Genomic DNA, 5,673 nt, shown 5'->3' with positions numbered 1-5,673 from the left:
CAGCGTGTAGCCGCGCTGCTCGACCTTGCCGATGAGCTTGCTGATTTCCTCGGCCTTGAGCAGCAGCTTGCGCGTGCGCATGGCATCGGGGTGGATATGGGTGGAGGCCGTGGGCAGGGGGCTGACGTGCATGCCCAGCAGGTACAGCTCGCCATCGCGCACGATGACGTAGCTTTCCTTGAGCTGCACGCGGCCATCGCGGATCGCCTTGACTTCCCAGCCTTGCAGTACCAGGCCGGCTTCGTAGCGGTCTTCGATGAAATAGTCGTGCGTGGCCTTGCGATTGTCGATAATGCTCATAAAGCCCTTGTGCCTGGGTGCCGCAGCCTGCCGCGAGGCGTGTTCTGGCCCCAGGTCGTGTTGTGCCGGTAAAATCGTGCCATTCTAGCCATTTGCGATAGTCGATGCACAAAGTACAACGATCCGTCCTGGTGCCTTACAGCGCCGCCCAGATGTTCGATCTGGTCGCCGACGTTGAGAAGTACCCCGAGTTCATGCCCTGGTGCGGCGGCGCCGAGGTGCAGACGCGCGACGAGCATGGCATGCAGGCCTCCATCCTGATCAGCTTCGCGGGCATGAAGCAGCGCTTCACCACCCGCAATACCCATGTCTATCCCGACCGGATCGATCTGGAGCTGGTCGATGGCCCGTTCTCCAGCCTGGTGGGGCATTGGGAATTCCAGCCCCTGGCCGAGGACGCCTGCAAGGTCCTGTTCACCATGGAGTATGCGTTTTCCAACCGGGCGCTGGAAATGGTGGTGGGTCCGGTCTTCAACCGCATTGCCACCAGCTTCATCGATTCCTTCACCAAGCGCGCGCAGGCCAAGTATGGCGAATGAGCCGTCCGCGGCGCAGATCGGCGTCAGCGTCTGTTATGCCTTGCCGGGCCATGTCTGGCTGCGTGAATTGCGCCTGCCCGATGGCGCCACCGTGGCCGACGCGCTGGCGGCCAGCGGCTTTGCCCAGGCCTTTCCGGTGGTGCAGCCCTGGAGCCGGGGCGTGGGCATATTTGGCCACGCCACCGAGCCGCAGGCCCGGCTGGCCGACGGCGACCGGGTGGAGATCTACCGCGGCCTGAGTTTCGATCCCAAGGAATCGCGGCGCCGGCGCGCCGAACACCGCCGCGCCAAGACGGCGAAGAACGGCAGGGTTCGCCCCGCCGGGCTGCTGTAGGGAAGCGTTCCGAGGGGCGGCGTGCCGCCCCGCGCAATGTCGCAAATAGGACAAATCCCGCCGCCGCTTCCGGCGTAACATAAGCATCGTCACGCATTTACGTTTACGTCAACGTCATGTCAAAATCGACGGGCTGGCGTTCACGAGACGGCAGCAACGCCAACAGACAATACTCAGTACAACAGGAGACAGGCTGTGGACTTGGAACTGACCGACGAGCAACGCGCTTTTGCGCAGGCGGCGCGCGACTACGCCGAGGGCGAACTGGCGCCCAACGCGGCGCGCTGGGACGCCGAGGGCATCTTCCCGCGCGAGGCTTTCGCGCGGGCGGGCGAAATGGGCTTTTGCGCCATCTACGCCAGCGAGGACATCGGCGGCCTGGGGCTGCCGCGCCTGGACGCCACCCTGGTGTTCGAGGAAATGGCGGCGGTGGATCCGTCGACCACGGCCTTCCTCACGATCCACAACATGGCAACCTGGATGGTCGGCAAGTGGGGCCAGCCCGCGCTGCGCGATGCCTGGGGACCGTTGCTGGCCAGCGGCCAGAAGCTGGCGTCGTACTGCCTGACCGAGCCGGGCGCGGGTTCGGACGCAGCTTCCTTGTCGACCCGGGCGCAGCGCCAGGGCGATGACTACATCGTCAACGGCGCCAAGGCCTTCATTTCGGGCGGCGGCGACACGGACCTGCTGGTGGTCATGGCGCGCACCGGCGGCGAGGGCGCGGGCGGCATCAGCGCGTTCGCCATTCCGGCCGACAGCGAGGGCATCAGCTACGGCCGCAAGGAAGAGAAGATGGGTTGGAACAGCCAGTCTACCCGTCCCATCACCTTCGAAAACGTGCGCGTGCCGGCGGCCAACATGCTGGGCCAGGAAGGCGAGGGCTTCAAGATCGCCATGAAGGGCCTGGACGGCGGCCGCATCAATATCGGCACCTGCTCGGTGGGCGCGGCGCAGGGCGCGCTGGACGCCGCCCGGCGCTACATGGACGAGCGCCGCCAGTTCAACCGCCGCCTGGCCGAATTCCAGGCCCTGCAGTTCAAGCTGGCCGACATGGCGACCCACCTGGTGGCGGCCCGCCAGATGGTGCGCCTGGCGGCCTGCAAGCTGGACGGCGGGGCGCCCGACGCGGCGACCTACTGCGCCATGGCCAAGCGCTTCGCCACCGACATGGGTTTCCAGATCTGCCTGGATGCGCAACAAATCCACGGCGGCTACGGATACCTGCGGGACTATCCCTTGGAGCGTCTGGTGCGCGATACTCGCGTTCATCAGATTCTGGAAGGGACCAACGAGATCATGCGCGTGATCATCGCCCGCCAATTGTTGGAAAAAGGAGCCGACATAAGATGAATGCACCGGTGCTGTTCGAAGAAAAAACCGCTGCCAATGGAGTGCGCTTCGGGATCGCGACGCTGAATTCGCCGCAGACCCTGAACGGCCTGTCGCTGGAAATGGTGGACCTGCTGGCCGAGCGGCTGGATGCCTGGGCACGCGATCCCGGCGTGGCCTTGGTGGTGCTGCAGGGCGCGGGCGAAAAGGCCTTCTGCGCGGGCGGCGACCTGCATGGCCTGTACCGCAGCATGACTGAAAACGCCGGCAAGCCGGGCTGGAGCAACGCCTACGCGCGCCGCTTCTTCGAGCACGAGTACCGCCTGGACTACCGCATCCACACCTATCCCAAGCCGGTGCTGTGCTGGGGCCATGGCATCGTCATGGGCGGCGGTATCGGCCTGATGATGGGCGCCAGCCACCGCGTGGTCAGCGAGAGCTCCCGGATGGCGATGCCGGAGGTCACCATTGGCCTGTTCCCGGACGTGGGCGGCAGCTGGCTGCTGAATCGCATGTCGGGCCGCCTCGGCCTGTTCCTGGCGCTGACCGGCGCGCAGCTGGGCACGTCGGACGCGATTTTTGCCGGCCTGGCGGACTTCCGCCTGGACCATGCGGATTGGCCCAAGCTGCTGGCCTCGCTCGAGGAGCAGCCCTGGGCTGGCCAGGGGGCGGACGCGGCGGAGGACGCCATTCCCCCGCGCGCGATCAACGACGGCCTGCTGCGCCGCGCCTTGACGGCGCTGGAGCCCAAGACGCCGCTCGCGCCGGGCAATCTGCGGCAGCATTCGTTCCTGATCAACAGCCTGTGCAACGGCAACCGCCTGGACGACATCTACGAAGAACTGGCCGCGCTGAAGGACCACGAAGACCCCTGGCTGGCCCGCGCTGCGGCGACGATGCTGGCCGGTTCGCCCGGATCGGTGCGCCTGTCGTTCGCGCTGCAGCAGCGGCTGCGCCTGCGTTCGCTGGACGACGTGTTCCGGGCCGAGTACATCGCGGCGCTGGCCTGCACCGGCCATGGCGATTTTGCCGAAGGCATCCGCGCCTTGCTGATAGACAAGGACAAGAAGCCGCGCTGGAACCCCGCCGTGATCGATATGGCGACGGACGCCTGGGTGCAGAAATTCTTTGACGAGCCCTGGCCCGAAGGCCAGCCCCATCCGCTGGCGGACCTGGGGCAGGAAGGGCGCTAGCGCCCCGCGACGGCGGCGGGTCCGCCGCCGCCCGCCAGCGCGGCAACGCAGTACACGATGGTTTCACACCTATAGCAATAGCAACAGGAGACAAGACATCATGAGCAGCATCGCGTTTATCGGTTTGGGCAATATGGGCGCGCCCATGGCATTGAATCTGGTCAAGGCCGGCCATAGTGTGACGGTCTTCGACCTGGTGCCGGCGGCCGTGAAGATCCTGACGGACGCCGGGGCCAAGGCCGCCGCGTCCGCGTCGGAAGCGGTCAAGGGCGCCGAAGTGGTGGTCTCGATGCTGCCGGCCAGCAAGCACGTAGAAGGGCTGTACCTGGGCGAGGACCTGCTGGGCAAGATCCCCTCGAGCGCGCTGGTCATCGAGTGCAGCACCATCGCGCCGGACTCGGCGCGCAAGGTGGCGCAGGCGGCCGAGGTGCGCGGCATCGCCATGATCGACGCTCCGGTTTCCGGCGGCACCGGCGGTGCCGCCGCAGGCACGCTGACCTTCATCGTCGGCGGCCAGGCCGCGGCGCTGGAGCGCGCCCGTCCTGTTCTCGAAAAGATGGGCAAGAACATTTTCCACGCGGGTCCGGCCGGCGCCGGCCAGGTGGCCAAGATCTGCAACAACATGCTGTTGGGCATCCTGATGGCGGGTACCTCCGAAGCGCTGGCGCTGGGCGTGGCCAACGGGCTGGATCCCAAGGTGCTGTCGGACATCATCGCCAAGAGCTCCGGCCGCAACTGGGCGACGGAACTGTACAACCCCTGGCCCGGCGTGATGGATCATGCGCCAGCCTCCAAGGGCTATGCGGGCGGCTTTGGCGTGGACCTGATGCTGAAGGACCTGGGCCTGGCGGCCGAGGCCGCCTTGTCGGCGCGGGCCTCGATCCCGCTGGGCGAGCTGGCGCGCAATCTGTATTCGCTGCACAGTTCGGGCGGTTCGGGCAAGCTGGACTTTTCCAGCATCGTCAACCTGGTCAAGCGCGAGCAGGACTGACATGGCATCGCCAGCGCAGGACCCGGCCGCACGGGTCCAGGAGAGCTTCGCCCGGCAGAGCGTCATGGCCCTGCTGGGCGCGCAACTGGACGTGGTGGAGCCGGGCAGGGTGGACATCGTGCTGCCTTACCGGGCAGACCTTTGCCAGCAGAACGGTTTTCTGCACGCGGGCATTTCCACGACCATCGCCGACAGCGCCGGCGGCTATGCCGCCTACACCCTGTTTGCGCCGGGCGAGGACGTGCTGACCTCGGAGTTCAAGATGAACTTCCTGGCGCCCGCCAAGGGCAGCCGCTACGTCGCCAGCGGCCGGGTGATCAAGCCTGGCAAACGCCTGTCCGTCTGCCAGGTGGAAATGCATGCCTACGACGGCGAGCAGGCCACGCTTTGCGTGATAGGCTTGCTCACCGCGGTGCGCGTGACGCCGCGTTGAATTCCGCGCGCAGCGGGTCCGGCCTGGACGGCGGATCCGCAGCGCGTTCGTCGCGCGGTGCACGGGTTTCTGGCAATGCCTTCAAAAGAACATCATCGGATTTTCCGCAGCAACTGGCTGCGCGCGGCCGTGCTGGGCGCGAACGACGGTATCGTGTCCACGGCCAGCCTCATTACCGGCGTGGCGGCGGCCCAGGCCACGCATGGCGCCATCCTGACTTCGGGCGTGGCCGGGCTGGTGGCCGGGGCGCTGTCGATGGCGGCGGGCGAATACGTGTCGGTCCGGTCGCAGGCCGACACCGAGGCTGCGGACCTGCGCCTGGAGCAGCGCTCGCTCAAGCGCAACTCCAGCGAAGAACTGGCTGAGCTCATCGACATCTACGTGGCGCGCGGCCTGACCCGCGAGCTGGCCGAGCAGGTCGCGCGGCAATTGACCAGCCACGATGCGCTCGACGCGCATGCCCGCGACGAGCTGGGCATATCCATGCATAACCGGGCCCGCCCGGTGCAGGCCGCGGTGGCGTCCGCCGCATCGTTTGCAGGCGGCGCGGCGCT

8 protein-coding genes are annotated in these 5,673 nt (G+C 66.8%); 7 read left to right on the top strand and 1 reads right to left on the bottom strand.

Going from position 1 to position 5,673, the window contains the following annotated elements; genetic code table 11:
* A partial coding sequence (gene smpB / locus VIR09_RS29275; RefSeq protein WP_332016059.1) for an SsrA-binding protein SmpB occupies window positions 1–300 on the bottom strand: 300 nt, incomplete at its 3' end.
* A 104-nt stretch (window positions 301–404) separates the two neighbouring features.
* On the opposite strand from smpB, the gene VIR09_RS29270 reads away from it, so the two are divergent.
* The 7 genes from VIR09_RS29270 to VIR09_RS29240 all read left to right on the top strand — a co-directional run.
* A complete protein-coding gene (locus tag VIR09_RS29270) occupies window positions 405–839 on the top strand; it encodes a type II toxin-antitoxin system RatA family toxin (RefSeq protein WP_006223413.1) in 435 nt (144 codons plus the stop codon).
* Window positions 829–1,173, top strand: a complete 345-nt coding sequence (locus VIR09_RS29265; RefSeq protein WP_207467507.1) for an RnfH family protein — start codon at window positions 829–831, stop codon at window positions 1,171–1,173. Before VIR09_RS29270 ends, VIR09_RS29265 begins: the two co-directional genes overlap by 11 nt.
* A 195-nt stretch (window positions 1,174–1,368) precedes the next feature.
* Window positions 1,369–2,523 carry an acyl-CoA dehydrogenase family protein gene (locus VIR09_RS29260; RefSeq protein WP_332016058.1) on the top strand — a complete coding sequence of 385 codons (1,155 nt, stop codon included), beginning with the start codon at window positions 1,369–1,371 and terminating at the stop codon, window positions 2,521–2,523.
* On the top strand, window positions 2,520–3,695 hold the full coding sequence (locus VIR09_RS29255; RefSeq protein WP_332016057.1) for an enoyl-CoA hydratase/isomerase family protein: 1,176 nt from the start codon (window positions 2,520–2,522) through the stop codon (window positions 3,693–3,695). The genes VIR09_RS29260 and VIR09_RS29255 overlap by 4 nt, the downstream gene beginning before the upstream one ends.
* Window positions 3,631–4,686, top strand: coding sequence for a 3-hydroxyisobutyrate dehydrogenase (gene mmsB, locus VIR09_RS29250; RefSeq protein ID WP_332016056.1), 1,056 nt, complete (start codon window positions 3,631–3,633; stop codon window positions 4,684–4,686). The genes VIR09_RS29255 and mmsB overlap by 65 nt, the downstream gene beginning before the upstream one ends.
* Window position 4,687: 1 nt before the next feature.
* Window positions 4,688–5,119 carry a PaaI family thioesterase gene (locus tag VIR09_RS29245; RefSeq protein WP_332016055.1) on the top strand — a complete coding sequence of 144 codons (432 nt, stop codon included), beginning with the start codon at window positions 4,688–4,690 and terminating at the stop codon, window positions 5,117–5,119.
* Between the two features lie 75 nt (window positions 5,120–5,194).
* Window positions 5,195–5,673 (top strand): VIT1/CCC1 transporter family protein (locus VIR09_RS29240; RefSeq protein WP_332016054.1); only part of this gene is annotated, 479 nt, incomplete at its 3' end.

The organism is Achromobacter sp., from assembly GCF_036567245.1.
Classification (GTDB): domain Bacteria; phylum Pseudomonadota; class Gammaproteobacteria; order Burkholderiales; family Burkholderiaceae_B; genus Achromobacter.
This window is presented reverse-complemented; position numbering and strand designations above follow the sequence as displayed.

Bases quoted from the DNA above. Each gene is read 5' to 3' on its own strand.
- VIR09_RS29270 (WP_006223413.1), top strand. From the start codon at position 405: ATGCACAAAGTACAACGATCCGTCCTGGTGCCTTACAGCGCCGCCCAG.
- VIR09_RS29265 (WP_207467507.1), top strand. From the start codon at position 829: ATGGCGAATGAGCCGTCCGCGGCGCAGATCGGCGTCAGCGTCTGTTAT.
- VIR09_RS29255 (WP_332016057.1), top strand. From the start codon at position 2,520: ATGAATGCACCGGTGCTGTTCGAAGAAAAAACCGCTGCCAATGGAGTG.
- VIR09_RS29245 (WP_332016055.1), top strand. From the start codon at position 4,688: ATGGCATCGCCAGCGCAGGACCCGGCCGCACGGGTCCAGGAGAGCTTC.